This window comes from Kitasatospora sp. NPDC002551 (assembly GCF_040296005.1).
Classification (GTDB): domain Bacteria; phylum Actinomycetota; class Actinomycetes; order Streptomycetales; family Streptomycetaceae; genus Kitasatospora.
Map to the genome: position 1 here is coordinate 43,585 of NZ_JBEOWI010000016.1, position 26,294 is coordinate 69,878.

Annotated in this window: 23 protein-coding genes and 2 riboswitches; of the genes, 7 read left to right on the forward strand and 16 right to left on the reverse strand. The window is 75.9% G+C overall.

Annotated elements, in window-relative coordinates; translation table 11 throughout:
- Window positions 1-218 precede the first annotated feature (218 nt).
- Window positions 219-554 (forward strand): hypothetical protein, encoded by a 336-nt coding sequence (locus ABT093_RS16410; protein ID WP_350564722.1) that lies wholly within the window; start codon window positions 219-221, stop codon window positions 552-554.
- A gap of 8 nt (window positions 555-562) precedes the next feature.
- The gene (locus ABT093_RS16415; protein WP_350564724.1) at window positions 563-784 is read left to right on the forward strand and encodes a hypothetical protein; all 222 of its coding nucleotides are present in this window, start codon (window positions 563-565) and stop codon (window positions 782-784) included.
- 289 nt (window positions 785-1,073) lie between these two features.
- Here the strand turns inward: ABT093_RS16415 and ABT093_RS16420 are convergent, their stop codons facing one another.
- Window positions 1,074-1,433: a hypothetical protein gene (locus ABT093_RS16420; RefSeq protein WP_350564725.1), complete on the reverse strand. Its 360-nt coding sequence runs from the start codon at window positions 1,431-1,433 to the stop codon at window positions 1,074-1,076.
- Window positions 1,434-1,900: 467 nt separating this feature from the next.
- Between ABT093_RS16420 and ABT093_RS16425 the strand changes: the two genes are divergently transcribed.
- Both ABT093_RS16425 and ABT093_RS16430 read left to right on the forward strand, forming a co-directional pair.
- Entirely contained in the window at window positions 1,901-2,269 is a 369-nt protein-coding gene (locus ABT093_RS16425) for a hypothetical protein (protein WP_350564727.1), read from the forward strand.
- A 195-nt stretch (window positions 2,270-2,464) separates the two neighbouring features.
- Window positions 2,465-3,814, forward strand: a complete 1,350-nt coding sequence (locus tag ABT093_RS16430; RefSeq protein WP_350564729.1) for a serine/threonine-protein kinase — start codon at window positions 2,465-2,467, stop codon at window positions 3,812-3,814.
- A gap of 961 nt (window positions 3,815-4,775) precedes the next feature.
- Here ABT093_RS16430 and ABT093_RS16435 read toward each other — a convergent pair.
- The 4 genes from ABT093_RS16435 to ABT093_RS16450 all read right to left on the reverse strand — a co-directional run bounded on the left by ABT093_RS16435 (window position 4,776) and on the right by ABT093_RS16450 (window position 7,495).
- Entirely contained in the window at window positions 4,776-5,486 is a 711-nt protein-coding gene (locus ABT093_RS16435; protein WP_350564731.1) for an NUDIX domain-containing protein, read from the reverse strand.
- Between the two features lie 128 nt (window positions 5,487-5,614).
- Complete coding sequence (locus tag ABT093_RS16440) at window positions 5,615-5,941, reverse strand: MazG-like family protein (protein WP_350564733.1); 327 nt, start codon at window positions 5,939-5,941, stop codon at window positions 5,615-5,617.
- Window positions 5,942-6,188: 247 nt separating this feature from the next.
- A complete protein-coding gene (locus tag ABT093_RS16445; protein WP_350564734.1) occupies window positions 6,189-6,854 on the reverse strand; it encodes a maleylpyruvate isomerase N-terminal domain-containing protein in 666 nt (221 codons plus the stop codon).
- 191 nt (window positions 6,855-7,045) lie between these two features.
- Window positions 7,046-7,495 (reverse strand): hypothetical protein, encoded by a 450-nt coding sequence (locus tag ABT093_RS16450; RefSeq protein ID WP_350564736.1) that lies wholly within the window; start codon window positions 7,493-7,495, stop codon window positions 7,046-7,048.
- A gap of 536 nt (window positions 7,496-8,031) precedes the next feature.
- Here ABT093_RS16450 and ABT093_RS16455 point away from each other — a divergent pair.
- Window positions 8,032-8,376 (forward strand): hypothetical protein, encoded by a 345-nt coding sequence (locus ABT093_RS16455; RefSeq protein WP_350564738.1) that lies wholly within the window; start codon window positions 8,032-8,034, stop codon window positions 8,374-8,376.
- Between the two features lie 43 nt (window positions 8,377-8,419).
- A complete protein-coding gene (locus ABT093_RS16460) occupies window positions 8,420-8,734 on the forward strand; it encodes a hypothetical protein (protein WP_350564740.1) in 315 nt (104 codons plus the stop codon).
- A gap of 70 nt (window positions 8,735-8,804) precedes the next feature.
- On the opposite strand, the gene ABT093_RS16465 is transcribed toward ABT093_RS16460, so the two are convergent.
- The 8 genes from ABT093_RS16465 to ABT093_RS16500 all read right to left on the reverse strand — a co-directional run bounded on the left by ABT093_RS16465 (window position 8,805) and on the right by ABT093_RS16500 (window position 17,170).
- Window positions 8,805-9,596 carry an ABC transporter ATP-binding protein gene (locus ABT093_RS16465; RefSeq protein WP_350564742.1) on the reverse strand — a complete coding sequence of 264 codons (792 nt, stop codon included), beginning with the start codon at window positions 9,594-9,596 and terminating at the stop codon, window positions 8,805-8,807.
- Complete coding sequence (locus ABT093_RS16470; protein ID WP_350564743.1) at window positions 9,593-10,729, reverse strand: FecCD family ABC transporter permease; 1,137 nt, start codon at window positions 10,727-10,729, stop codon at window positions 9,593-9,595. The genes ABT093_RS16465 and ABT093_RS16470 overlap by 4 nt, the downstream gene beginning before the upstream one ends.
- A complete protein-coding gene (locus ABT093_RS16475; protein WP_350564745.1) occupies window positions 10,726-11,685 on the reverse strand; it encodes an ABC transporter substrate-binding protein in 960 nt (319 codons plus the stop codon). The genes ABT093_RS16470 and ABT093_RS16475 overlap by 4 nt, the downstream gene beginning before the upstream one ends.
- Before the next feature lie 179 nt (window positions 11,686-11,864).
- Window positions 11,865-11,947: riboswitch (cobalamin riboswitch) on the reverse strand.
- A 72-nt stretch (window positions 11,948-12,019) separates the two neighbouring features.
- Window positions 12,020-12,769 (reverse strand): class I SAM-dependent methyltransferase, encoded by a 750-nt coding sequence (locus ABT093_RS16480; RefSeq protein ID WP_350564747.1) that lies wholly within the window; start codon window positions 12,767-12,769, stop codon window positions 12,020-12,022.
- Window positions 12,738-13,997, reverse strand: a complete 1,260-nt coding sequence (locus ABT093_RS16485; RefSeq protein WP_350564749.1) for an MFS transporter — start codon at window positions 13,995-13,997, stop codon at window positions 12,738-12,740. Before ABT093_RS16485 ends, ABT093_RS16480 begins: the two co-directional genes overlap by 32 nt.
- Window positions 13,990-15,255, reverse strand: coding sequence for an ATP-grasp domain-containing protein (locus tag ABT093_RS16490; RefSeq protein WP_350564750.1), 1,266 nt, complete (start codon window positions 15,253-15,255; stop codon window positions 13,990-13,992). Before ABT093_RS16490 ends, ABT093_RS16485 begins: the two co-directional genes overlap by 8 nt.
- Entirely contained in the window at window positions 15,252-16,274 is a 1,023-nt protein-coding gene (locus ABT093_RS16495; RefSeq protein ID WP_350564752.1) for a cysteine synthase family protein, read from the reverse strand. Before ABT093_RS16495 ends, ABT093_RS16490 begins: the two co-directional genes overlap by 4 nt.
- Window positions 16,271-17,170, reverse strand: a complete 900-nt coding sequence (locus ABT093_RS16500) for a GHMP family kinase ATP-binding protein (protein ID WP_350564754.1) — start codon at window positions 17,168-17,170, stop codon at window positions 16,271-16,273. The genes ABT093_RS16495 and ABT093_RS16500 overlap by 4 nt, the downstream gene beginning before the upstream one ends.
- 204 nt (window positions 17,171-17,374) lie before the next feature.
- A riboswitch (cobalamin riboswitch) is annotated at window positions 17,375-17,614 on the reverse strand.
- Between the two features lie 222 nt (window positions 17,615-17,836).
- On the opposite strand from ABT093_RS16500, the gene ABT093_RS16505 reads away from it, so the two are divergent.
- Complete coding sequence (locus tag ABT093_RS16505) at window positions 17,837-18,823, forward strand: ferric reductase-like transmembrane domain-containing protein (RefSeq protein ID WP_350564756.1); 987 nt, start codon at window positions 17,837-17,839, stop codon at window positions 18,821-18,823.
- A 37-nt stretch (window positions 18,824-18,860) separates the two neighbouring features.
- Here ABT093_RS16505 and ABT093_RS16510 read toward each other — a convergent pair whose 3' ends face one another.
- The 3 genes from ABT093_RS16510 to ABT093_RS16520 all read right to left on the reverse strand — a co-directional run bounded on the left by ABT093_RS16510 (window position 18,861) and on the right by ABT093_RS16520 (window position 26,105).
- A complete protein-coding gene (locus tag ABT093_RS16510) occupies window positions 18,861-19,844 on the reverse strand; it encodes an ABC transporter ATP-binding protein (RefSeq protein WP_502884236.1) in 984 nt (327 codons plus the stop codon).
- A complete protein-coding gene (locus ABT093_RS16515) occupies window positions 19,841-22,657 on the reverse strand; it encodes a hypothetical protein (RefSeq protein ID WP_350564757.1) in 2,817 nt (938 codons plus the stop codon). The genes ABT093_RS16510 and ABT093_RS16515 overlap by 4 nt, the downstream gene beginning before the upstream one ends.
- Window positions 22,658-22,745: 88 nt before the next feature.
- Window positions 22,746-26,105, reverse strand: a complete 3,360-nt coding sequence (locus tag ABT093_RS16520; RefSeq protein ID WP_350564759.1) for an FtsX-like permease family protein — start codon at window positions 26,103-26,105, stop codon at window positions 22,746-22,748.
- Window positions 26,106-26,294 lie beyond the last annotated feature (189 nt).

Here is a 26,294-nt window from a genome sequence, read left to right on the forward strand (position 1 = left end):
CACCGCGACGGCGCGCTGACGCTGGAGCTCCGGTTGTCCCCCGCCACATCGCGCCACGGAGTCGGTGTTCGAGCGCGTAGCAGGTGCGCCGGATGCGCAGGTGGGTGGCGGTGATCGTGTCGAGTTCGGCGGTGCAGCGGGTGAGGGCGCCGCGGTCGCCGCCGAGGCGGTCGTGGACTGCCCGGCCGACCCGCACGCCGGTGTACAGGGCGGTGAGGATGCCCTGCGACACCAGTGGGTCGAAGGCCGCCACGGCGTCGCCGGCGGCGATCCACCCGTCGCCGTGGACGGTGTCCAGGCGGACGGTGTGGGCGGGGGCACGCCGGGCGGCGGCCTGTGGCGTCGATCAGGCGGCGGCAGCGCGCCGTGCGGCGCTCGCGGGGGCCGCGCAGTTCCACGGTCCGGGTGCCGTCGCCGCCGCGGCCGGTGGGGCGGGCACTGGTGCGCTCGGCCACGTCGGCGCCGAGGAGGCGGGCACGCTCGCGCAGCTGCCGGTCGAAGCGGGCACGGTCGAGGATGCTGTGCTGGGCGGCGAGGCCGACAGGTTCGCGTAGCAGGGCAGGTGGCGGCGCGGATCGAGGACGTCCTGTGCGCCGAGGTCGTGGAACAGGACCCGGGCGGCGCTCCGGTGGCGGCGTCGGCGAGCAAGACGGTGCGGCCCGCGCCGCGCAGCGCGGGGGCGGCGGCGGATCCGGCCGGGCCGCCCGCCGACGACCACCACGTCGTACGCGGGCTCGGCGGCCGGGCGGACGGTGTGGTCTGCCGTCACGAGGGCCCTCGGTGAAGGCCGTTGGCGGCGTCCTCCGCGAAGGGGGCTTGTCGACGCAGCCGACGGCGATGTCTACGTACAGGGTGACCGGGTTCCGGTCATCCGACGCCCCCGTCTGCTCACCAGCCACCGGCGGCGTCGGCACGGACCTGCTCGACTCGGCCGCCTGAGGCCCCCGGGGCCGACCGACCCAGGGGCGCTGCCGCACGAGCGCCCGCCGGCACCCCGGCCGAGGAGCGTGCGGGCCCCTCCCCCCACGGCGCGGCGTGCCGGCACGGCGAGACGGCCCGCGGTCACGTCTCGATCAAGCGCCCCATCCGCCACTGCATTCCACGGCCACGTAGCGCTTCACACCGTTGTAGATCACCGGCGCCCAGGTGTTGTACTGAGGGGCGCCCGAGCTGCACCGGTACCAACCTCCGGTCTCTTCGTGTTCGCAGCTCTGCGGTGTGAGGCGGGTACCCGTGTACCTGGCGATCAGTTGGCCTGTGGAGCTCTTGGTTGCGCGGATGTTGATGTAGCCGACGTTGGAATCGACGTAGAGGTAGCAGGAGGCGGACGTATGGGCGGGGCCGGCCGCTTGCGCCTGGGCGGGCATGGAGATCGCGCCCAGGACGAGTGCCGTCCCGACCCCCGCGCTGGCGAGAACACCGTTCAGACGCATGAGTTCCTCCGTGGCTCGGCTTGCGATGCTTCCCGTCACTACCCGGATCCAACTTCCGCACCTGCCCGAGTCCGGCGCCGGCTTCTCGTGCGGATCCCGTCAGCCATTCTGATTGCCCCGTCCCGGCGACGGTAGAGGGCTCGGGAGCGCGCGCAGGGCGCGCGGTTCGACCGCGTACACCGAGCCTGACGGTGAACCAGCAGAGGCGACGCGGGAGAAGGGGTGACCGCGGCTCACTGCCGAGGCCGGGGCCACCTGGTCTTCGCGGGACCGCCGGGCAGCGGTGCGCGGGCGCCTGGGCCGGGGCGGCGCGGCCGGCCTCGGTGGCTGGTGTCCCCCGGGCCGGCGGTCGGACAGGACAAGCATCGAGGAGGTATCGGCCATTCCTCCTCGCGGAGTCTTATCGAGCTGGTCTCCCGCCCCGACCATGAACCTGTCCGTACAGGATTCCCGCGAGGGGAGAGAACATGGGACTGCGCGCGAAGATCACCGCAACTGCCGTGGGGGCGGCCGGGGTAGCCGTGATGCTCACCGCCACGACTCCTGCCGCGTACGCGGCGGCCGACACGAGCGGCCCTCGCCCCGGCGCGCGCGAGGTCTCCGCCGCCGGGTGGACACCGACCACCACGGTGAACAACGGCCCGATCAGGGAGTGCTACGCGGCCACCTGCGCCGAGGTGTGGCGGCCGGGCCCCGGCGAGACGGTGTACTGGAGCCACTACGCCTACAACTCGTCCAACAACCGGTGGTACTACGTCCAGTACGTCGTCGGCAACGGCACGCCCCATACCTTCTACGGCTGGATCTACTGCGGCAACGTCACCGCTCCCTGCTGAAGCGGCAGACGAGGACGGGCACGGGTGAGGTCCACGAGAGTCCTGGCGCCGGCCCTCCGCCCGCCGCGGTGCGGACCCCTGCGCCCGGTCCGGTCCAAGGCGCGGCACGGCCGTGAACATCGGCGGATTCCCGAGCGGTGGCGCGTCCGCGTCTGACAGCATCCTGGGGATGCCGCCGGAGAACGGGGAGAGTCGATGGAAGCGTTGCGGCCGGGCGACCCGGAGCGGATAGGCGCCTACCGGCTGGAGGGGAGGCTGGGAGCCGGTGGGATGGGGCAGGTGTTCCTCGGACGCACCCCGGGAGGGCGGCCGGTGGCGGTCAAGCTGGTCCACGCGCCGTACGGGCACGACGCGGGGTTTCGCCGGCGCTTCGCCCAGGAGGTGGAGGCGGCCCGGCGGGTGGGCGGCTTCTTCACCGCCCAGGTGGTCGACGCCGACGCGTACGCGGACCGTCCCTGGGTCGTCAGCGCCTTCGTGCCCGGGCCCACGCTGCAGGCCGCGGTCGCCGCCCACGGGCCGCTGCCGGCCGCGACACTGCGGGTGCTGGCGGCCGGGCTGGCGGAAGGGCTGGGCGTCATCCACCAGTGCGCCCTGGTGCACCGCGACCTCAAACCGGGCAACGTCATCCTGGCCGCCGACGGGCCGCGCATCATCGACTTCGGCATCGCCCGTGCCCTGGACTCCGTCTCGCACTCGACGGCCGGGTCCGTGCGCGGCACACCCGCCTACATGTCCCCCGAACAGGCACGCGGCAACACCTCCGTCACCGGTGCCAGCGACGTGTTCTCCCTCGGATCCGTGCTCGCCTTCGCCTCGACGGGCACCGCCCCGTTCGGCGACGAGGGGCCCGTCGCCACCGTGATGTACAGGATCACGCGGGAGGAGCCGAACCTGTCCGGCACCGACCACGAGCTGCGCGGCCTGGTGGCCGCCTGCCTGGCCAAGGACCCGAACGCCCGGCCCACGACGGCCGAAATCGTGCACGCTCTCACCGACACCGACACCGACACCGACCGGGACTGGCTGCCCGCCCCGGTCACCACGATGGTGTTCGACGCCGCGACGCCGGCCGACCCCGGCCTCGGTCGTCCCGTCGGCCCGCCTCCGCCCGCACGGCGGCGCGGCCTGTCGCGGTTCGCCCTCCGGCGCGGAGAACCGGCGGGCCCGCCCCCGGCCGCCGCGAACCCGACGGCGGTCGAGGACGGCTGGAACGGCCTGCCGTGGGGAGCGGGCATCGCACAGTTCCGGGCCCGCTTCCCGAACGCGTACCAGGAGGAGGGGTGGTGGCTGACCGGCACCGGCCCCGAGACGTTCTGCGGAATCGAGATGCACGCCCAGTACTCCTTCAACGACCGCGGCGAACTCGGCTTCGTGGCCTTCATCCCCGAGGCGGAGGACCGCGGGAAACTCCCCGTGGCCGTGATGAACACGCTCGGCGCACCCGACGGCACGACAACGGCATGGACCCGGGGTGACGTCGTGGTGGAGGTGAAGGTCGCAGGCGTCGTCGCCACACTCGCGCATCGGGTGTTCAGCGCCCGCTGACACCACCGCACACCGCCCGGGAACCATGGACGCCGAGCACCGGATCCGGGACTGCGCGCGGGTGGACCACGACGTGCTCGACCCGGTCCTCGGGGCGCACGGCGGCCCACAGGAGCTCGCGGGCATCACCGGGAGGCGGGCAGCCGGGCGGAACCGGCCGACCCCTCCCCTCGCCCCTCCACCCGACCGCGCTGTGCCACCACCTCGTCGGCAGGCCTGAATCAGCGAGCGACGGCCCTCGACCGTTGCAGCTCTGGGACACGGTGCGACGGCGGCCGAGCGGCAGCCTCGCCCCCTCCGGAAGTCCCGCCCTCGGCAGACCGCCTCGGCCGCCATCGGCCCGGCCCGCCGGTGGGCACTGCTCACCGGTCCCGGACAGAACAGCCTGTTCCGGGACCTCCGCAGCGAGACGTCGCCGACCGTGGCGATTCCGGGCGTCGGCGGTTCCCGCACAGCGGTGCGCCCCGACGGCGGACTGCCGGTCACGTCGATGGGCAACGTGTCGGACGTGTCAGTGGACCGGCCGGCGACCGTCACGTCGGGTCCCGGGCCGTCGGACGTCCTGGAGTTCAACGCGGACGGCGCGTTGCCGGCCACCGGCGACAGTACCGGGGCTGTCGTTCTCCGGGACAGTCAGGTGAAGCCGCGCACCGGGACCCTGGCCCGCACACAGCCGTCGCCGGGACACGTCACCGCACTGGCGTTCTCCCGCGACAGCCGCACACCCGCCGTCGCGACCCTGGACGGCGCCATCCGGCTCTGGGACCTCGCCGCCGACCAGCCGATCGGCGTCCCGCTCCCCTCCGCAGACGACACCGTGCACGCGCTCGCCTTCGGCCCCGACGGCACCACGCTCCACGCCTCCGGCCGGCACGTGCCACTGCAGCGCCGCGATCGGCCCGGCCGCCGCCGACCACACCTGCCGCCGCACGGGCGGCGGCCTGCTGACCGCGGTCTCCGCTCACCGGCTCTCGGCGGAACCGTCGCGCGGCATCAGGTAGTCCGACAGGACCGTCGCGGCGTCGGGCGTAGTGGCCCGCAGCGCGACCATGCCGGCCACGATCGCCTCGCACAGCTCGGCCCGGAGGGCCTGCGCGTGCGGGTGGTCGGGGCCGGCGCTGGCCCGTCCGTCGAGCGCGAGCGCACGTGCACCGGCCTCGGTCAGCGCGAGGAGCTGCCCCCTCAGCGGCGACTCGCCGGAGCCGGCGCGGTGCTCCTTGAGCTGCGTGTGGAGGCGGTCGATCTGCGCCCACACCCGCGGCCTGCCGACGCGCAGGTGGCCCTCCAGCTGTCGGACGTAGTCCTTGAGGTGCGGCGGGACCTTCATGCCCGCCACCTCGGCGATCGGCACCAGGCGCAGCTCCCGCCCCTCCCCGAGGACCAGCCGGCCGGGGTCGACATCGACGATCGCGTGGAAGTGGCGGGTGCCGCCCGTGTCGGTTCCGGCGGTGACCGGGTCGAAGGGCAGCAGGCCTTCGACGTCCAGGCCGGTCTCCTCGCGCAGTTCCCTGCGGGCGGTCTCGTACGGGGTCTCGCCGGCCTCGGCTCGGCCGCCGGGGACGACCCAGTGGCCGGGCCAGCAGATGTCCGGGCGGTCGTCGCGCCGTTGGAGGAGGATCTCGCCCCCGGGGGTGGTGATCATGATCTCGGCGCCGGTGAAGTCGGTGCTCATCGGTCAGGGCGTCCTTTCGGCGTGGGGAGCCTTCTGTTGGTGGGGCAGGACGGCGGCGCGGCCCGCGGCGAGATCGCGCAGGTCGGCGAAGGCACGGGCGGCGGGACCGCGGAAGCGACGGTGGGGTGTTACGGCGCGACCGCTCGCGGACGGGTGCGGGCGGCGACCATCCGCAGGTGCTCCTCGAAGAACCAGCGGGGGTCCCCGCCCATCCGGACCAGTAGGACGAGCGCGGTCACCGCCACGTCGCAGGCCTCCTTCCGCACGTCGTCCCAGTCATGGGAACGCCCCTTGCGCGGGTTCTCGCCGAGCGCCCCGATCGCGGCTTCGGCGACCTCGCCGACCTCCTCCTGGAGCTTCACGATCTGCACCAGCCAGCGCTGCTCACCGAGCATCGAGGAGTGTGAATCGAGGCTTTGGGCAAGGGAGTTGAGCGTGTTCCAGGTGTCGTCCATGGCGCGGGATCCTGCCGCTGTTCGAATTGCTCGTTCAACACGGGCGGTTCTCGGCGAGCCTGTGGCGAACGCGGCGTTTTCGAGCAGCAGTCCAGGCGGCCCCCGCCCCGGATCCGCCGGGCGTTCCCACGGCGGACCCGCTCCCACCTGGATCCGGGCCCTCCCCCGAAGTTCACCTGACCGGGTGCACCGCGGCGCGCCCGCCCCCTCACGTACGGGGCGGCCCTCACGGCAGAGGGGCAGCAGCTCAGCCGAGGAGCAGCGGCAGCTTCGGTCCGATACTCCCGAGCGCCGCCAGCTGCGAGCGCTCGGCGGGCGTCGCGGCGCGTCGGCCGGTGCCGACGAGCAGCGCGTCCGCGTCCGCGAACGAGGCCGGGAACGGGGCTCCGGCGACGCGTTCCAGCAGCCGCCGCGCCGTGCCGAGCCCCTCGGCGGGCGGGCCCGGCACCTGCGGCAGGTGGGCGACCAGGTCCAGGTGGTGCAGCGTCCACTCCAGCACGTAGGCGTCCAGGTAGTCGCCCGCGGTGAGCACCTGTCCCTGGGTGCTCACCCGCAGACCCGGGTCGGCGAGCTCCGCGGCACGCCCCGCCGCGGAGCCGACGTCGTCCAGGTGGAAGCGCAGCAGCGCCGGGTCCCCGTACGCGGCGGCCAGCCGGACGGTCAGGGCGGCCAGCGGCTCCTCGCCGTCCGGCGGCCTGTCGGCCACCTGCCAGTACGACGCCGCGTCCCTGGTCGGCTCCGCCGGGGAGGGGGTCACCAAGGTGATCAGGACGTCCTGGGCGTCGATCACCAGATGGCACACCAGGTCGCGGACCAGCCAGCCGGCGCACCCGGAGGGCCGGGCGAAGTCCTCGGCCGCGAGCCCTTCCACCGCCGCCCGCAGCGCCGTCCACGACGGCCCGAAGAGTCCCATCGCAGCACGCTACCACCGCCCGCGCCCGGGCTCCCGGGCGTGAACGCCGAGGATCGGCGCGCGACCACGACGGCCTGTCGCGCTGGGGCGCGGCGTTGGGGTGCGGCGTCGGTTCGGGCGCCGGGGGTGTGGTTGTGGCACGGTGGCGGGAGGCTGCCGGTGCCGTGCGCCGCGGGGGGGAGCGACCAGGGTCAGGAGGCGGCCGTGCGGGCCGCCTCCAGCTCGGCCACCAGCCGTCCGACCCGCTTGTTGGTCCCGCCCGAGCTGTGGCCCGACAGCATGTACAGCTGGTCCGTCGCGCCGGAGGCCAGCACCAGTTCCGGGACGTCGGACGAGTAGACCTTGCCCTGCAGCACGGCCACCCGGACCTCGCGGATGTCCGCCCACCCGTAGGAGCGCGCCCCGAGCAGCCCTGAGTACTTCAGCCCGGCCGGCCCGTAGGAGACGCCGAACACCGGCGCGCGCACCGTCAGCACCGCACCCGGGACGCCGAGGACCAGGACCGGTACCAGGGGGCCCACCCCGCGCGCCGCCTTCGTCGTCGCCCATCCCGTCGCGATCACCACGGCGATCAGCAGGCAGGCGCCGCCGAGCAGGAAATAGGTGAGCGAGCCGGCCGTACGCCTCTTCCGCTCCCGCATGTCCCTGCCCCTCTCCGCAGCGCGCTGCACCGTCCGTGGTCCGGGAAGGCCGCCACCACCCGTGGATCAGCATACAAACGGCGGCCCGCGCCACGGGGCAGGGCGTCCGGCCGACGGGATCGCGGCGATCGGGCCACGCGCCGGTGCGGCCCGTCGGCCCGCTCCGGTGCCACGCACCGCCGATGACCGCCGATGACCGCCGTGGTCCGCACCACGGCGGTTTCGCCGCCGGCGCGGGAACGGCCGTGCCTCCTGTCCGAGACGGCCCGACACGGCTCCCCCGGCGTTCGCGCTGTTCATCACACCTGCCCCGGCCCGTCCCGCCCCCGCCGGTCCGGCAGGGGAACGGGCCCGAATTCGACGGACCTCGAAGGGCTTTGTCCCATCGAATCGCACACGGTGAGACTGGACCGGCAGCCGCGAACGGGACCACCGGGACCGGCCGCAACGCACCGCCCGCGGCAAAGACCTGAGGGAGTGTCCGCGCCGATCGGGGCCCGCACTCCCTCGCCCGAAGCCACCACCGAGGAGTTCCCATGAGCCGTTCGCCCACCGTCCGTCTGCGCGTCAGCGCCGTGGCCCTCGTCGCCTCGGCCTGTCTGCTCGGGGGTGCCGCCGGCGCCCAGGCCGCTCCGGCCGGCGCCGAGGCCGCCCGGAGCGGCCCGAGCCGGGCGGTCGCCGCGACCGAGATGGCGACGTTCACGGCTGCCGGTACCGGCGGATCGATGGGCTCGGCCATCGAGAGCGCGGCCAACGTCGCCTACTCCTACGCCCAGAGGGCCGGCTGGCAGCGGAGCCAGTGCTATCTGCGCGCCTCCGAGGTCAGGTCGACCGGCAGCGGATGGTTCTCCGCCGTCGCCGAGGTGTTCTGCCAGCGCTGAGGCACAACCGATGTCCACCAGGAACGAAACGAAGGAGAATGACATGAAGTCGATGCTCGTCCGGGGCGGCGCCGCCCTCGTCCTCGCGGGTCTGGCCGTGCTCGCGCCGACCGCCGCCCACGCCGCCACCACCGCTGCCGCCACCACCGGCGCCGTCGCGCAGGAGACGCAGAACTTCACCGGATTCGCCTACGAGAACAGCCCCAAGGAGGCGAAGCGGGAGGCCGAGACGATGGCCCGCCAGCATGCGCTGCTCAGCGGGTTCCTCAACGAGCAGTGCGTGCTGCTCTACGCGAACTCCTACCGGCTCGCGCCCGGCTACTACGGGGCCAACGCCGCGATCAGCTGTACCCGCTGACCACGTCGGGCGTCCCGCTGAGGCGAACCGGCTCGGTTCGCCTCAGCGGGACCGCGGTCGCCCGCGTCGGCTACTGCGGCCGGCCGAGGCCGGCGGGCAGGAAGGTCACCTGCGGCGCGCCCGTCCGCGGATGGACGGCGACCTCCGCCGTCACGCCGTACACCTCCGCGAGCAGCCGCGGTGTGAGCACCTCGGCGGGCCGCCCGGCGGCGGCGATCCGGCCGGCCCGCAGCACGTACAGCCGGTCGCAGTAGTACGCCGCGAGGTTGAGGTCGTGCAGCGCCACCAGGACCGTCGCGGGCAGCCGCCGCAGCGTGCCGAGGACCTCCAGCTGGTGCCGGACGTCGAGGTGGTTGGTCGGTTCGTCGAGGACGAGCAGGGACGGCTGCTGGGCGAGCGCCCGCGCGATCAGGACGCGCTGCCGCTCACCGCCGGAGAGCCGGTCGAACGCCCGCCCGGCGAGCCCGCCGGCGTCGACCGCGGCGAGCGCGGAGCCGATCAGCGCGGCGTCCTCGGCGGTGTCACCGTCGAGCAGCCGCTTGTGCGGGCTGCGGCCCATCGCGACGACCTCACGGACGGTCAGATCGAAGTCCGCGACCTGGTCCTGCACCATCGCCGCGACGGTGCGGGCGAGCCGGCGGACGGGCAGCGCCCGGGTGTCGGTGCCGTCGAGAAGGACCCGCCCGGCCTCGGGGCGCAGCACCCGGTAGACGGCACGCAGCAGGCTGGACTTGCCGCTGCCGTTCGGTCCGACCAGGCCGACCACCTCGCCGGGCCGCGCGGCGAGCGAGACGTCCTCGACCAGGCGGCGGGCCCCGGCGGTGAGGGTGACCCCGTCGACGGCGAGGTCGGCCGCGCTCACGACGCGCCCCGGCCGGCGGCCCGGCGGGCGTCGCGGCGCATCAGCCAGAGGAAGAACGGGCCGCCGCAGAGCGCGGTGAGCACGCCGACCGGGATCTCGACGGGCGCGGCGACCACCCGGGCCGCGATGTCGGCCCAGACGAGGAAGACCGCGCCGCCGAGCGCGGCGGTCGGCAGGACCCTCCGGTGGTCGCCGCCGACGACGAGGCGCACCACGTGCGGAAGCATCAGGCCCACGAAGCCGATCGGCCCGGCCGCCGCCACCAGCACGCCGGTGACCAGCGAGAGCAGGACGAACATCCGGGCCCGGTAGCGCGCCACGTCCAGCCCCATCGTCGCGGCGGCCTCCTCCCCGGCGAGCAGCAGGTTCAGGTTGCGGGCCTGCGGCAGCAGGACGGCCAGCCCGAGCAGGACGGCGGCGCCGGGCAGCCACAGGGTGTCCCAGGTGACGCCGCCGAGGCCGCCCAGCGTCCAGGCGAGGACGGCGCGGGCCTCGTTGCCCCGGCCGGTGGTGAGCAGCAGCAGGTCGAGGACGGCGGTGAGCACCGCGGCGACGGCCACGCCGGAGAGCACCAGCCGGGCGGAGGTGATCCGGCCGCCGGCGCGGGCCGTGGTGTAGACGAGCAGCAGCGCGCCGAGCGCCCCCGCGAAGGCCGCGGCGGACAGCGACAGCCGGCCGGACAGGGCGGCCCCGAACACGATCACGGCGACGGCGCCCAGCGAGGCGCCGGAGGAGACGCCGAGCAGGTAGGGCTCGGCGAGCGGGTTGCGGACCAGGGCCTGGAGCGCGGTGCCGACCGCGGCGAGCCCGGCCCCGGCGAGCGCGCCGAGCAGCACCCGGGGCGCCCGGACGTCCAGCACGATGGTCTCCCGGGCCCGGGACCAGTCCGGGGGCGAGCGGTCGGCGCCCAGCGCGTGGGCGACGATGCCCCACACCTGCCCGGGCGGCACCCGTACCGAGCCGAGGGCGAGCCCGGCGGCGGCGGAGAGCAGCAGCGCGACGGCCAGCACGCCGAGGACGACGGCGAGGGCGGCGGGCCGCCGGTCAGTGCCGGCCGGCGGCCGCTCCGCCGCCGGGGCGCCGCCGGGGTCGGCCGCGGCCGGTGCCCCGGCGGCGGGACGCGGGGCCGTCACCGGAAGCTCCCGGGGTGCAGGCCGCGCGCGAGGTCCTCCACCGCGTACGCGGACCGGACGCCGACCAGGGCCGCGGTCAGCGGCAGGACGACGAACCGCCGGTTCTTCACGGCCGGCACGTCCGCCAGGGCCGGCTGCGCGAGCAGGAACCGCTCCTTCTCCTCGACGCTCCCGGCGTCGGCGTAGTCGTACACGGCGATGACCTCCGGCCGGCGCTCGACGACCTGCTCCCAGGAGACGTCGCCGAAGACGGCGTCGAGGTCGGTGAAGACGTTCCGGCCGCCGGCCAGCCGGATCAGCTCGGTGCCGAGGCTCCGGCCGCCCGCGGTGAACGGCGCCTTGTCGCCGCTGTCGTAGACGAAGACCGGTACCCCGGGGGTGCCCGCGACGGCGCCGGCCGCCCCGGCGACGCGGCCCTCCAGGTCCGCGACCAGGGCCTCGGCGCGCTCCTGGACGCCGAAGATCCGGCCGAGGGTGCGGACCTCCTCGTAGGTGTCCGCCATGGTGACCCGCCGCTCGCCGCAGTACTCGCGGTTCAGATGGGTCCGGATCCCGGCGTCGGTGAACGCCTTGCGCGAGCGGCCCTCGTTCTCGGCGAAGGCGCTGCCGTACCCGCCGTAGACGAGGTCCGGGTCGGCCTCCAGGATCTTCTCGAACGACGGCTCCTTCGCCGCCAGGACCGGGATCGACGCGTAGTCCTCGCGCAGCGCGGGCAGGACGGGCGAGTCGGGGAAGGCGGTGCCGACCATCCGGTCGCGCAGCCCGAGCGAGAGCAGCAGTTCCGCCGGGTGCTGGTGGACGGTGACGACCCGGGCGGGCGGCCGGTCGTAGGTGGTGGTGACGCCGCAGTTCCGGACGGTGAGGGGGAAGCCGCCGGCCGCCGGGGCTCCGCCCGCCGCCGGGCCGCTGCGGGCCGGGGTGCCGCAGCCGGCCGCGGCCAGCAGCGCGGCGGCCATGGCGAGGGCCGCGGCGCCGCGCCCGGCGCGGCGCGCGCGGGCCGGACGCGCAGGACGGACGGGACGGAGAAAGCGGAGAGGACGGGTAGGACGGAGAGGACGGGTAGGACAGCTGGAACGGTCGTGCACAGCAAGCCTCCTGGGGAGTCCGCGCTCCTCGGAACGGGCCCGCGACGGGCCAGTGTCCTGACTCCCGGGGCGGCGCGGCGCGCCCTCCCCGGTCACAGTGGCGGGACCGTGCCGGACTCGCACCGGCTTCCTGTCCCCGTCGCGGCGGTGTCGTGGTGGTGGTGCCCGGCCGGGACCGGGGGCGCGCACGCCCCCGGCCCGGTCGTCACGCCGGGCGGATCGCCCGCAGCACCAACCGCTCGGCGTTCTCGTCGTACGGGCGGCCGTCGAAGCCGCCGAACACCTCGATCCGCTCGAACCCCGCTTCCTCGGCCATCCGGCGCAGCTCCACCGCGCTGTAGACGAACCACACCAGGGTGGCGCGGGTGACGCGCTCGCCCCGCACCATCACCCAGTCGCTGCGCAGCCGCGCCCAGTCGTCCAGCACCGTGTCGGTCTGGACGACGAGGTCCTCGCCGCGCCGCACCACCTTCGGCGGGGTGACCCGGCGGGCCAGCAGTTCCTTGCCGGCCAGGTCGAGGACGAGCGTGCCGCCGGGCGTCAGGCTGTCGTGCATGGTGCGCAGCACCCGGGCGTTGTCGGCGGGGTCCTCGAAGTAGCCGAAGGAGGTGAACATGTTGAGCACCACGTCGAACTCGCCCGGCGCGTCGTACGCGCGCGCGTCGGCCCGCACGAACGTCACCTTGGCGCCGGCCGCGTCGGCCAGCCGCCGGGCCCGCTCCAGCATCGCCGGGCTGAGGTCGACGCCGGTCACCGTGTGGCCGCGCCGCGCCAGGGGGACGCTGAACACGCCGGGCCCGCAGCACAGGTCGAGCACCCGGGAGCCGGCCGGGAAGTCCAGCAGCGGGGAGGAGCCGAGCAGTTCCTCGGCCTGCGCGTGGCGCTGCTCGGAGAACAGGAAATCGTGGAACTCGGTCCAGAAGTCATCGTCCTGGAACCCGCCCGTCCGTGTCATGCGGCCTCAGTGCTCCTTCGTCGTCGTGCGGTCGGGGGTGGGGCCCGGCGGCGCGGGAGCGCAGCGCGAGCAGCAGCGGGGGCAGCAGCAGGCACTGCGCGGCGGCCAGCAGCCAGAACAGCCCGGTGTGGCCGGCCCGTTCGGAGAGTCCGTAGAGCTGTCCGCCGAGGACGCCGCTCGCGCAGGCGCCGAGTCCGGCGCCGAGCCGCTGCTGCCCGAAGACCACGGCGTCCGAGCGCGGGCTGCGGGCCAGCGCCTCCAGGTCGTTCTTGAGGAAGAGCACGATGTCGCCCAGGGTGATCAGCGCCCCGCCCGCCAGCAGCGCGGGCCGGGTGCCGGCGGCGAGCACGGCCAGCCCGGCGGCGAGCCCGGCGAAGCCGCCCGCCAGGGCGAGCGGGTAGGGCATCCGCCGGATCGCGTCGGACGCGAGTGGCTGCACCACGATGACCAGCGTGAAGCAGAGCAGCAGCACCAGGCTGTAGAAGGTGCCCGAGGCCCGCTCGACCGCGTACATCGCCAGGAAGTGCTGGAAGTGGAAGTACAGGTAGAAGGCGAGCGCGTTGGCCGCGAACGGCAGCGGCGCGATCCCGGCCAGCAGGCCCCGCCCGGCCCCGGGCCCCCGCTCCTTCGCGGCCCCGGCGGGCAGCCCGGCGTGGCCGGCGGTGACCAGCACGAACAGTGCCGTGGCGGCGAGGAACAGGTAGCCGGGCGAGGAGAGCACGAACGGCCCGGCGATCAGCGGCCCCACCGCCATGCCGGCGTTGAGGGCGGCGTTGCCCGCCGACAGGAACGCCGGCCGGCGCGCCTCGTCGACGCCCCGCACCAGGTACGCCTTGTTGGCGGGCAGGTACAGCGCGGCGCCGCAGCAGGTCAGCACGAGCGCGCCGACCGCCAGCGGCGGCCAGCGCAGCGCGAGCAGCAGGCCGACGAAGCCGGCCGTGCGGACGGTCAGCGCCCACAGCATGGTGCGCCGCAGCCCGATCCGCTCGGCCAGCGCGCCGCCCGCGATCCCGCCGGAGAACTGCACCAGGGAGGCCGCTGCCAGCACGACACCGACCGTGCCGAGGCCCATGCCGAGCCGCTCGTGCAGGAAGACCGACATGAACGGCAGCACCATGAAGCTGCCGAGCGGGATCAGGAACGAGCTGAGCAGCAGGAAGCGCAGCGGTCCGTCGAGCGTGCCGAGCGCGGCGCGCAGCCCCGCCGGGCCGGCGGTGCGGTCAGCCACCGTCGGCCCCGCCGCCCCCGCCCCGGGCCGCGGGCGGCGCGACCGGCTCGGTCAGCACCCGCAGGGCGTTGGCGGCGGCGACCGCGTGGTGGGTGGCCAGTTCGGCGGTCTCGCCCTCCGCGTAGACGATGCCCGCGTAGCCGCGGCTGTCGGCCAGGTGCTCGACCAGGTCGCCCGCCGACCTGACCGGGTACCAGGCGGGCGAGCCGGGCAGGCCGGCCAGCCGTTCCAGCCCGGCGACGCCCGTGAACACCCCGGGCGCGGCCGGGTAGCCGAGGACGAAGGCGACGGCCGGGCCGCCGGGCGGCTCGGCGTCCATCAGGGCGGGGCGGCGGCCGAGCGCGGCCTCGACCAGCGCCTCGTACACGTTGACGCCGAGCGCGCGGCACAGGCCCTCGCCGACCAGCGCGCCGCCGATCCGCGGGTTGATCTCGACGACCTCCGGGCCGTCGGCGGTCAGTACGAACTCCACGTGCGCGAAGCGGTCGGTGTAGCCGACGGCGGCGAGGACGTCGGCGAGCCACCGCTCCAGCGCGGCCCGGCGCGGCGGCGGGAAGGCCACCGGGAACGCCGTGATCTCCTCCCGGAAGTACGGCTCGGGGGACATCAGCCGGCTGGAGACGCCCAGCAGCCTCGTCCGGCCGTCCCAGCCGAGCGTCTCGGCGCTGTACACCGGCCCGCCGAAGTACGGTTCGGCGAACAGCCGGCCGCGGAACTGCCGCCCGGCGGCCTCGGCGAGGACGGCGTCCAGCTCCGCCGGGTCGCGCACCAGCCAGACGTTCTGGCTGCCGGTGCCCGCGGTGTCCTTGAGGACGGCGGGCAGGCCGGGCTCCTTGAGGAGTGCCTCCGCCGCCTCCGGGCCGCCCCCGGTGACCGGCACCGCCCGGCCGCGGGTCAGCCCGGCCTCGTACAGCCGGCGGCGCACCGCCGACTTGTCGCGGGTCAGCCGCAGCACGGCCGGGTCGAGACCGGGCAGGCCGAGCCGTTCGGCGAGTTCGGCGGCCACCAGCGTCCAGGTGTCGGTGGAGCTGATCAGGCCGCGTGGGCGGGGGGAGCGTTCCAGCAGCGCGGTGAGCCCGTCCACGTCGAAGGTGTCGGTCTCCACGACGTCCAGCGCGTCCGCCGGCAGCCGCTCCAACTCGTAGGTGTAGGAGGACCGGTCGCCGGTGAGCAGGGTCAGCCGCTCGCCGAGCGCGTCGGCGGCGCGCACCAGGTGGCCGAGGCCGAAGGTGAGCGATTCCAGGCAGACGATGCTCATGCCGCCCGCTCCTTCCGGTGCGGCGGGCACGCGGTGCGCCGCCAGGCCATCGTGGACCAGGGCATGGACATCTCCTCGGGGGCGGAGACCTCGACCGGTTTCAGCGCGACCGGGTCGGGGGCCTCGGCGTGCCGGGCGAAGACACGCTCGACGTAGCGGTGACCGGTGTCGGCACCGATCATCAGGTGCAGCCGGTCGGGGTGGCGGCGCGCCTCGTAGGTCGCGGCCAGGTAGCCGGCGCCGGTGGACAGCCCGGCGAAGACGGCGTGGTCGCGCAGCAGGGCGACGGTACCCGCCATGGCGTGGGTGAAGTCCAGCCAGTGGATGCCGTCGTAGAGGTGGTGGCGGACGTTGTCGAAGACGATGGACGAGCCGATCCCGGCGATGATCGCCTCCGGGTCGTGGTGCCCCTGGCTGCCGAAGGTGACGCTGCCGAAGGGCTGCACCCCGACCAGCCGCACCGACGGGTCGAGGGCGCGCAGCCGGGTCGCCACCCCGCCGGTCGAGGCGCCGGAGCCGACGCCGCCGACGACGGTCAGCGCGGCGCCGGGGAAGGCGGCCGCGATCCGGTCAGCGACCTCGTGGTAGCCGAGGTAGTGGACGTCGTCGTGGTACTGGCGCATCCAGTGCCAGTCCGGGTGCGCGGCGAGCAGCTCGCGCACCCGCCGCACCCGCAGCTCCTGGTCCAGCTTGAGGTCGCGGGACGGCACGACCTGCTCCACGGTGGCGCCGAGGATCTCCAACTGGGCGCGGGTGGTGGCGTCGACCGTGGTGGACGCGACGATGTGGCAGCGCATGCCGTGCCGGTGGCAGGCGAGCGCCAGCGCGTAGGCGTAGATGCCGCTGGAGCTGTCCACCAGGGTCTGCCCCGGGCGGACGGTGCCGCGTTCCAGCAGGTGGCGGACGGCGGCGAGCGCCGAGTATATCTTCATCGACTCGAACCGGACCAGCACGAGGCCGTCGGTGAGCCGGACGAGATCGGGGACCTTCAGGGCGTCGGCGATGTGGGGGTGGATCACCCGTAGCCTCCTTGGGCGAAGGAACACTGGTGGCCGAGCGAGTGGAAGAACGCGGACAGGTCCGACTTGAGCGCGGCGTCGGGGCGTCCGGGGAGCAGGTAGCCGATCAGGCAGCCGGTGTGGGCGACGAAGATCCCGTCGGCGCCGAACTCCTCGCGGTGGGCGAGTAGCGCGTCGAACGTCGCCTTGGGGAGCACCTGTTGGGAGAGCGCGGCGCTCACCGTGGCCGTCCGCGCGACGGCGGCCGGGTCGCCCGCGGCGAAGCCCTTGAGCAGGTCGGCCAGGCAGCGCCGGTACTCCTCGCCGTGCCGCCGGTAGTGCCCGAGCAGCAGGTCGGTGACGGCGGCGGTGTCCACCGTGCCGGGCTCGGTGATGTACGCGGTGTGGAAGCCGATGCCGGTGCCCAGCCGCCGCACCACCCGGTGCCGGCCGCTCAGGTACAGGGCGAACTCGTCGAGGAAGACGCTGTCGGCCCGCTCGATCTCGCGCAGCACGGCGAGCACCACCCCGGTGTCGTACGGCAGCGCGAAGAGCCGGAACAGGCAGCGCAGCGTCGCCACGATGTCGGCGGTCGAACTCGCCATGCCCACACCGACGGTGAGGTCGGAGTGCACGCACCAGCGGCCCGGCGGCAGGGTCAGCCCGAAGCGTTCCAGGAACAGCCGGGCCGCCGTCGCGGCCTTCGCCCCGAGCGGCAGCGGGTCCGGCGGGTCCGTCCCCCGGGTGAAGTGCACCCAGGAGTGGCGGTCGACGGGGAACGACACCACCGCGATGTCAGGGCGGGAACGGGCGCGCAGCGGTCCCTGGTACAGCTCGCCCAGGGTGCCGTGGCAGACGCCGGAGACCGTGCCGCCCGGCGGCGGGGCGGGCCGGGCCCCTCCGGTGGGGGTCACCATCGCGCCGCCCGGGCCGCCTGGGGGCGGGCCGGCCGTCGCCCGGTGCGGGCGGGCGGAACTCGCGCGGTCACGGACACGTCCTCCTCCTCGTTCCGAGCCCCGCGTCACGACCCGGAGGAGGAGGGCACGGCGCGTCGTCGCACGCCGCGCAGCCGTCCGTACCGCCGACCCAGTCCACGAGGTCACCGTGCACAGCCCGCACGTGGGGGTGCGGGCGCAGCGGCAGGTCTTCGGACTCGCGGGCCGGTGCGCCGGGGGGACCGGCGCACACCTACCGGCCGTCGCTTCCCAGGCCTTGGCGGAGCCGGGCCCAGTGCTGTTGACGGCTTTCGTTCCCACTCACCGCTGCGGGACAGTCCCGGATTCCCACCGGGTTCCCTCTTGCGTCGCGCCGCCGAAGTCCGGTCGGACAGGAGGCGCGAACCGGCTGCGGACATCAGCATACGAGGGCTCGCGCTCCGGTGGCAGGGCGCGCGCGGACGGTTGTCCGAATTGCGATCGGTCCGCGGGCCGGGGCGTCGGGGCGCTGCTGCGGAAGGGCCGTCGGCCCACGAGCCACTGTGGCCGGATAGGGGCTCGGCAAGCCGGAGCCCCTCCGCCACACTGGTTCGTCACACCGCCCGCCGCACACCGCCACCGGTGTCCCGCCGTTCGGGAAGGTCCACGATGCTGCCTGGGACGACGCCGGGGGACGACGGTTCGCACGCCCCGCCCGCCGCCGGGAGGCGGCCCGCCGGGCGCGGCGCCCTGCGGGCCGACCTGCGGGCCGCGCTGCCCGACGCGAGCGCGGCGGTCGGCGTCACCGCGGCGGTGTTCGTGCTGCTGTACGTCCGGATGGACGCGGGCACCTCGGCGACGGTGGCGGTCATGCCGTTCATGGACGACGCGGGCACGTACTGGATGTACCTGCTGAGCCAGGCGTTCGGCTGGTCGGGGCTGCTGTGGGCCTGGGGGACGGTGGTGCTCGGGCTGCTGCTGTCCGGTCCGCGGCCCGGCCGGCTGCCGGTCGCCCGGCAGACCCTGGAGCGCTGGCACCGCACGACGAGCCTGACCACGACGGCCCTGATGTTCGCGCACGCGCTGATGTTCGCGGCCGAACTCGTGCGCTACGAGGCCGAGTCGGCGTGGGGCGACCGGCTCTGGTCGGGGTTCGCCGACAGCTTCGTGCCCGGCTGGTACGACTCCGGCACCGGCCGGATCGCCATCCCGCTCGGGCAGGGCGCGCTCTACCTGGCCGTGCCGCTCGGCCTGTTGTTCTACGTGCGGCACCGGTTCGGGCCGAACACCTGGCGCCGGCTGCACCGCTTCGTGATCGTCGTCTACGTGCTGAGCGTCTGGCACACCCTGCTCTACGGGACCAACGTGTGGTTCGGCGAGTGGCCGCGCACCGTCGTGTGGCTGCTGCAAGTCCCGGTCGCCGTACTGCTGTTGGCCCGGCTGCTGCGGCCGGCCCGGCGGGCCGGGCGGCTGGGGGCGCCGGGGCGGGGCGGGGCCCGGTCGCTGCCGGTCTGGGTGGTGCGGGCGCTCGGACGGGTGGCGGTGGCGGCCCTCGTGGTCGGCCTGATCGCGGTGGTGGCGTCCGGTCACGACGGCGGGCGGGCGCGTCCGACGGCGCCGCCGGCCTCGGACGGGCAGGCCGACGGTACCGGGTGAGTCACCGTGCGTGACGCCAAGGCCCAAGGGGGGCCGTTCAGCTCCGGCCCCGTGTTCGGACCTCGGTGTCCTCCGGGCGCGGCCGGCCCCGGTCCGGCCACACCTCGATGTGGTCGGCCTCCAGCACCAGCCGCACCCGGTGCGTCAGGCCCAGCGGCTCGGTGAACTCGCGCGGCAGCTGGAGCCGGCCGACCCGGTCCAGCACGGCGTACTCCTGGCCCTCGGCGGCGCCGTCCGCCCCGGCGGCGGCCGGGTGGCGCAGCACCTCGGCGGAGGTGCGGCCGTCACGGATCCGCACCGTGCGGCCGACCTGGTCGGCCACCAGGGCGTCGTGGGTGACGATGAGCACGGTGGTGCCCAGTTCGGTGTTGGCGGTGCGCAGGGCGTCGAAGACCTCCTCGGAGGTGGCGGTGTCCAGTTCGCCGGTGGGCTCGTCGGCGAGCAGCAGTCGCGGTTCGTTGGCCAGCGCGACGGCGATCGCCACCCGCTGCTGCTCGCCGCCGGAGAGCATCGCGGGGGTGCGGTCGGCGGCTCCGGCGATGCCCATGAGGCCGAGGAGCTCCCTCGCCCGCTCGGCACGCCGTCGGCGTGGCGTCCCGGCGTAGCCCATCGGCAGCTGCACGTTCTCCCGGGCCGTCAGGTAGGGCAGCAGGTTCGCGGCGGTCTGCTGCTGGATCGTCCCGACGGTGCGGCGCCGGTAGGCGGTCCGCGCGCGCCCCTTGAGCGTGCCCAGGTCGGTGCCGTCCACCCGGGCGGTGCCGGCGCTGGGGGTGTCCAGGCCGGCCAGGATGGCGAGCAGGGTGGACTTGCCGGAGCCGGAGGCGCCGACCAGGGCGGTCAGTTCGCCCTCCTGGACGGTCAGGTCGAGCCCCTGAAGGGCCTGGACCTCGACCCCGTCGCGGGCGCGGGTGCCGGTGCGGAAGATCCGCACCAGGCTCTCGCACACCACCATGGGCCGGTCGCGCACGGCTGTGACCGTCGCGGTCACGGGCGTGGTCGGTGCGGTCGGTCGGACGGTCACAGGGCCTCCCCCAGTCGTAGCACGGCGCCCAGACCCCGACGGCGGGCGATCGCCGCCTCCAGGACGGCGGCCGCCGTCATCAGCACGGCGAGCGCGCCGCCGAGCGCCGCCGTGATCGTCCAGTCGATGTGGACGGCGGGCTCGAACGGCCCGCCGGTGATCGCCCCCAGCCGCAACCCGGGGCCGAGCGCGGCGGGCAGCAGCAGGCCGAGCGTGGTGCCGCCGGCCGCCGCCGCCAGCACCAGCGGTGCCAGCTGGAGCAGTTGCAGCCCGAGCACCGCCCGGCCGCCGATCCCCAGGGTGCGCAGGTAGGACGTGGTGCGGGCGCGTTCGGTGGCGCTGAGCAGCAGGTCCAGGGCGAACGCGCCGAGCCCGAGCAGCAGGCCGAGCACGGTGGTGACCCGGAAGGCCAGGTGCGCCGAGCGGGTCAGTCCGTCGCCGCGCAGCTCATCGAGCACCGCGGCCCGCTCGCGGAACTCGGCCGGCGGCCCGGCGTTCCCGCCGGGTACGAGCTGCGGGGCGAGGGTGCCGCGCACGGCGGCCGGATCCAGCGGCGGCCCGCCGGCGGCCGGGTAGAACAGGACGGCGGACGGCATCCGGTGCTGCGCGGGCAGGCGCTGCGCGGACGGGCCGGTGAACACCAGCAGCGCCCCGGAGCGCCGCGCGTCGCCGAGCACCGGTCCGAGCACCGGGTCGCGCAGCGCCTCCTCGGGCAGGGCTCCGACGACGCGGACCAGCGCGTGGTCCATGCCCAGCGCGGAGAGGTCGAAGACGCCGTCGGGGAACCGGGCGGCGAGCTCCGGGTCGGCGAGCGCGGTGAGCACGGGCGTGGCACCGTTGTCGCCGGGCGGCCGTACCGGGGCGTCGAGCCCGTCGGTGGTCGACAGGGCGCGGGCCAGCGGGGAGGCGGGGGCCGCGGCGCCCAGGGCGGCGGCGTCCAGCCCGACGAGCCGGGCCCGTTCGTAGCCGGTGCCGTCGTCCTGCGAGAGGAGGTCGCCGGTCGCGCCGGTGACGGTCACCCGGTGCGGTGCGGTGGGTGTGGGCGGCAGTCCCTCGGCGAACCGCGCCTTCGGCCCGACCAGGGCGGCCGGCGCACCGCCGGTGCGCCAGTCGGCGAGCCGCGTCCGGCCGTCCTCGACGGTGCGCGGGATCAGACCGCCGTAGACGCCGTAGCCCATGGCGAGCACCAGGACCAGCAGGGCGAGCGCGGCGGCGCCGCTCTGGGCGCCGGCCCGGGCGAGCGCCACCAGCGGGACCACACCGCGCGAACGGCGGGCCCAGCGCGTGGCCGCGAGCAGCAGCGCGGGCAGCAGCCGGACCAGCACCGCGACCACGACCAGCGCCAGGAGGACCGGCGCGAGGACGAGCTGGGCGTCGATGCCGGTACCCGCGTAGGCGCCGCGGGCCCGCAGTGCGACCAGCCCGCCGCCGGCCAGCAGCACCACCAGGGCCTCCAGGACCAGCCGGCGCGAGCGCGGCACCGGCCGGGCCCGCCCGGTGGCGGCGAACAGCACCGCGGCCGGGGCGCACCAGACCAGCAGGGCCGCCACCAGGACCGGTACCGGGGAGCCGAGGGCGGCGCCCGGTGGCGCGAGCGCGCGGCCGATCGCCCAGCCGGCCCCCGTGCCGGCGCCGACCGCCACCGCGGCCTCCGCCAGCAGTCGCCCGGCGATCCCCCACAGGCCGGCGCCGCGGGAGAGCTGGAGCGCGATGGCACCGGCCCGGCGGCGAATCCCGAGCCGGGCGGCGGTGAAGGCGGTGGCCACCACCACGGCGAGCAGTCCGGTGAGCGCGAAGCCCTGGAGCTGCTCGGTGCGCCCGCGCTGAGCGGCGAAGGCCTCGAGTTCCCCGCTGAGCCGCTCGGTGACGTCGACCAGCTCCACCGGCTGACCGGCCACCGTGCAGGCGTCGGTCGCGCACAGCTCCTCCAGGGGGGCGGAGCGCATCCTGGCGAGGGCCGCACGGGTGCCGGCCAGGCCGGCCGGGGTGGCGGCCGGCCCGGAGCGGTCGACCTCCGCCGGCAGCGCCCAGGCCGTCGCGAGCGGGGCACCGCGGTCCGCCGCCAGTTCCATCCCCCGGGCACTGGTCAGCATCCCGCCGTGGAGCACCTGGCCCTTGGGCGTGGTCACGAGCAGGGGCACGGTCAGCTCCGGGGCACGCCGCCAGAGCCGGTCCGCGCCGCGGTCGGTGCGGAAGACCCCGACCACGAGCACCGGAGTCGACAGGCCGCCCGCCAGGTCGAAGCGTTGACCCACGGCCATGCCGAAGCGGTCCCGGGTGGCCTCGGAGACCGCGACCTCGATCGGGGAGCGTTCATCGCCCGGGCCCGGGCGGGTGTCCTCGGGCTGCGCCGGCGCCCGGCCCTCGGCGTACTCGACCGGACCGTCCCCGGCGAAGGGCTGGGCGTAGACCAGGCTCCACTCCCCCGGCAGGCCGGATTCGCCGGGCGCCCCGGCCCCCCACGGGAACGCCGCGCCGGTGGTGACGTGGGCCCGCGGCCTGCCGAACCCGCCCGCCTGCGGACCGGCCAGGGCCCGCAGCCCGTCGCCGATCCGGTCCAGCTCCCGGTCCAGCGTGCCCTCCTGCGCGGGAGGGAGCCACGGCCGCGGGACGATGCTGCTCGCCGCGGAGACCAGTGGCCGCTCCCGCTGGGCCCGGTCGACCCGGTCGGCCAGGGTGGCGGCCGCCTGCCGGTCGAACCGCGGAGGCCAGCTCAGCGGGACCGCCGTGAGCAGCACGGCGAGCAGCGCGAGCACGGCCGCGACCGGCCAGGCGATCCGTGCCTCGCGCCGGATCAGGCGCAGTGTCAGCATGCCGGGCTCTCCCTGTCGCTTCGTCCGCGCGCGGGTGCGCCCGCCCGGTGGCCGTCTGTCTCGTCCGTCCTCCCGCCGCCGGCGGGCCTCATCCGTCCTCCCCCGCGCGCAGGGCCCGCACCAGGTCGACCCGGGCCAGCAGCCGGGTGAGGACCAGCACGGCGAGGGCGAGCAGCACACCGGCGGCCAGCGCCGTGAGCAGGGCGGCGGGTCGTCCGGGGGCGGCGGTCAGGGCCGGGAAGAGCGGACCCGCGGTGTCGTCCAGGACGGTGAACGCCAGCAGCAGGAACGCGAGCAGCAGTCCCAGCAGCCCGCCCAGCAGCACCGGCGGCACGGTCACCGCGATCTGTTCGGCGCGCAGCAGCGCGGTCAGCTCGCCGCGCCGCACGCCCAGCGCCCGCAGCACCGCGAACTCCCGCCGGCGGGCGCGGACCGTGCTCACGGTGTGCAGGGTCAGGGCGGTGACCGCGAACAGCGGTGCGGTGAGCAGGACGAGCAGCCAGGCGCAGCGCAGGCCGACCCGGAACGGGTCGGCCGCCAGGGCGGCGGCGGCGTTCCGGGCGCTCTGCGGGTGGCCCGGGCCTCCGCGTGCGTCGACCGCGGCCCAGGTCGCGGCCGGGTCGTCGCTGGCCAGCCACCAGTGGGCGGCGCGGGGCGGGGGCCCGCCGCTCGCCGCGCGGCTGTCGGCGAGGGCCCGCAGGTCCAGCACCAGGTGGCCGTTGCGCCGATCGTAGCCCGGCAGCGCGTCGATCTCTCCGGTGATCCGGACCCGCTGGGTGCTGTGCCCGTCACGCTCCCAGTCGAGCCGGACGGTGTCGCCGACCTCGGCATCGACGGCGTCCAGCAGCGCGCGGTCGGCGAGTGCGGGCAGGACGGGCGGCACGGGCGCGCCGGCGCCGTCACCGGATCCGGGCAGCACCGCGAGGACGGCGTTCTCGCCGACCGGGGTCAGCGGGTTCGGCGGCTGGTGGGAGCGCATCACGGTGTGCAGCAGGGCGCCCTCTTCGCTCTGCCAGGTACAGGCGTCGGCCCGGTCCTCGCTGTCCTGGTCAGGTGTGCGCCTGGTGCCGGGGCAGTCGATCGCGACCGGGTCGGCGCGCAGCGCGCTGGAGCGGGCCCAGGCCTGTCCCGGCGGGAGGGCGAGGTCGGTCCGCTGCCCGGCGGCGACGGCGGTGATCCGCGACACGCGCAGGTCGAGGGTGACGCGCCGGTTCAGCGTGCCGGGGAAGTGGACGCCCAGCCGGCCGAGCGTCAGGGCGCCGGAGCTCCGGCCGCGGCCGTCGAGCGGCACGCTCACCGTGTGCGGAGCGCCGTCGGCCGGCAGCGGGACCTCCACCTGCTCGGACAGCCCGGCGGCGTCCCGTATCCACAGCCGCAGACCCGGCCCGGGCGCCGGGACCGGCAGGTCGGTGACCGCCTGGAAGGTCACCTCCAGGGCGCCCGGCTCTCCCGGCAGGGCGATCCCCTGCGCGGGTACGCCGGCCAGCGGAGCCAGCAGCTCCGGGAGCGGACGCTCGCTCTGGTCCCGGCGCAGCGCGGGCAGTCCCGCGACGGAGGCGGCCTCGGTGTCCAGGCCGACCGTCGACACCAGGGTGCTGCCGACGAACGCGGACTGGTCGGCCACCGGGGTGAGCCCCGTCACGCCCGGCAGCGCGGCCAGCCGGGAGCGCAGCTGTGGCTGGGAGCCGGACGCCCCGGACAGCCGCAGATCGGCGCCGACCGTGAAGAGCGCCCGGTCGCGGTCGCTGTCCGGCAGGGCGCCCAGCACTCCGGCGGCCAGGCTGCTGCAGGCCACCGCCAGCAGCGTCACCAGCACCGGCACCGCCTGGCGGCCGGTGTCGCGGCTCAGCCGCCAGGCGCCCAGCGGCAGCACCAGCCCGCGGGCCCGGCGGGCCGTCCGCTCCAGCAGCCGCCCGGCCGCCGGCAGCACCCGCAGCAGCAGGACCGCGCCCGCCACGGCCATGGCCATCGGTGCGAGAACCAGCGTCACATCGGCGCGGGAGTCGAATCCGGCGCTGGTGGCGGTCACCACCACGCCCCCGTAGTGGCGCAGTTGGAGGTAGCCGAGGAGCGCCACGGTGAGCAGCGCCAGGTCCGCGCCGGCCCGCTGCAGGCCCAGCCGGCGCGGACTGCGACGGCGCAGCGCGCGCAGGGCCCCGGGGTCCAGCGCCTGCCGGGCGAGCGGCAGCAGCAGGGCCGCGCCGTGCACCAGGAGCGCGAACCCGGCGGCCCACCAGACGGTCCGGCCGTCGGCTGCGGCCAGCCCGTGCGCCCCGGCGGCACGCAGCAGGGCCGCGAGCAGCGGCTCGGCCAGCAGCAGCCCGAAGAGTGCCGCCGGGACCGAGGCCACCGCCCACTGCGCGGTCGCCGCCGCCAGCAGCCGGGGCGTACCGGCACCGCGGGTGCGCTGGAGCGCCTGCTCGGCGGCGACCGCGTCGGCCAGCCGGCGGGCCGTCAGCACGAGCACCAGGGCGGCGAGCAGGGCGAGCAGGGCGATCGGCACGGCCGTCAGGGACCTGGCCGTCAGGGCCGGCACCACCTGGCCGTCGACGGCGGCGGGCAGCCGGCTGCTCACCTGGGTTTCGTCCAGCGCGGGCCGACCGCCGTGGTAGACGGAGCGGGCGGGGTTCGAGCGGGTGAAGGCGGCCACCCGGTCCCGTAGCGCGGCGAGTTCGGACAGGCTCGCCCCGGCGGGGTCGGGCAGGGCCAGCCAGAGGGCCAGCGTGCGGCTGCGGTAGGCGGGGAGCGCGGTCAACTGGCGGCCGTCGACGGGCATCAGGGCGGTTCCCGCGCCGAGGGCGCCGCCGAGGCCGGTCCAGACCGCGGCGGCCCGCGGGTCGGCCCGGTAGACGCCGGTCACGGTGAGTGTGAGCGGCTCGCCGGTGCCGGGGGAGCTGATGACCGCGCTGCTCCCGGTGTCCAGGCCGAGCCGGTCGGCGGCGTCCTCCGGGAGGGCGACGCGCAGGTGGCCGCCGGTGGCGGTGTCCGCCGGCGCGGCCGTGGCAGCCGGCGCGTCCGGCCAGCTTCCGCCGCGCAGCCGGGCGTAGCGGGCGGCGTCCGGCAGCGCGACGGGGAGCACGGTGAGCGCGGTGTCGGTGGCCCACCGGCGCCCTTCGGGCGGCAGCGGCAGGTCCACGGTGCCGGCGGCGCGCAGGGCGTTCTCGGTGCGGAACGGGATCGCGCCCATCGTCTTGACGAGCGCGGCGTGCACCGCCGGGTCGGCGGCCGGCAGGCCCTGCGCCGACCAGCGCGCGGTCACCTCCACCGACCGCCCGGCGTCGGCGGCGAGCCGTTGGCGTACCCCGGCGGTGGCGGCCGACTGGGCCAGTCCGGCCAGCGCGGCGAGCACCGCCGTGGCCACCAGCACGCTCACGGCCACGGCCGTCAGCACCAGCCCGTGCCGCCCCGCCCGGCGCCCGATCCGGCGCGCCGCTTCCGCCACTGCCATCCACCGCTCCCCTCGCCGCCGTCCCAGCGGGAGGGGAGCACCTCCCCCGCGGACCTGCCACGGCGCGCATGTGGTCTGAACCAATCCCGATGAGCTCGCATCGTTCCAGACGGTTCGCCAACTCTTCGGACAGGAGGCCTGGTTGTGTCCGTCCGGGCCGAGGCTCTGCCCGAACGGACACGTGGCAAC